Here is a 747-nt window from a genome sequence, read left to right as displayed (position 1 = left end):
ATTGTAAACAGCATTCAAAACAAACCAGAATCAGAAAATGAAGTTGGTGAAGAAAATGAAAAATCTGAAACAACACTACCATACTATGTCAAGATGATAGATGGTGTGCAGATTGTTACAGTAGACGCAACTGAATTAAAATTTGTACCGTCTGAAATTCAAATTAATTCAGGAATGACAAAATTTGTAATGATAAACAATGGCGTGGGTGAACATGAATTGGTAGTTTATGATGTTTCCAAAAAAGAAATAGTAGACAAGGCAGAATTGGCAGAAGATGAGGAAACTATAGCAAAAAACATTATCTTTGAAATAGATCATACCCCAGCAGGTCAAACAGCTGAAAGTGATGTCATTGACCTCAAAACTGGTTCTTACATTATAGGTTGTCACATACCTGGGCATTATGAAGCAGGTATGAAGGGAACTCTTACTATCAATTAATTTCACAAGGCATGCCACAGTCTCGAAATTATATACAAATAATTCTCTGATTCATCGATTTTAGTATGAATATTTCAAAATGTTATTTTGAGGAGAGAGATCAATGACACCTGGTCAAATGGAAGCAAGAAAGAAGAAGATGGCAAGGGCTATGAATAATCCTCCAAACTATCTGTCTGCAAAGGCAGTTGCTGAACAAAAGAGATGGAAGAAACTCAAAGACGATGGTTTACCTAGATACTGAGTAATTTCATTCCCTTTTTTCTAAATCCTCACGTTTTCAAAAAATTTTCAAAAATTATT

The 747-nt window shown here is 34.0% G+C and carries 2 protein-coding genes; both read left to right on the top strand.

The features are described from left to right. Positions 1-444, top strand: a 444-nt coding sequence (locus tag BG20_RS07260; RefSeq protein ID WP_048097145.1) for a plastocyanin/azurin family copper-binding protein, incomplete at its 5' end; no start/stop codon positions are given. A 103-nt stretch (positions 445-547) separates the two neighbouring features. After that, entirely contained in the window at positions 548-688 is a 141-nt protein-coding gene (locus tag BG20_RS12415; RefSeq protein WP_157999285.1) for a hypothetical protein, read from the top strand. Positions 689-747 lie beyond the last annotated feature (59 nt).

The organism is Candidatus Nitrosarchaeum limnium BG20, from assembly GCF_000241145.1.
GTDB lineage: Archaea > Thermoproteota > Nitrososphaeria > Nitrososphaerales > Nitrosopumilaceae > Nitrosarchaeum > Nitrosarchaeum limnae.
This window is presented reverse-complemented; position numbering and strand designations above follow the sequence as displayed.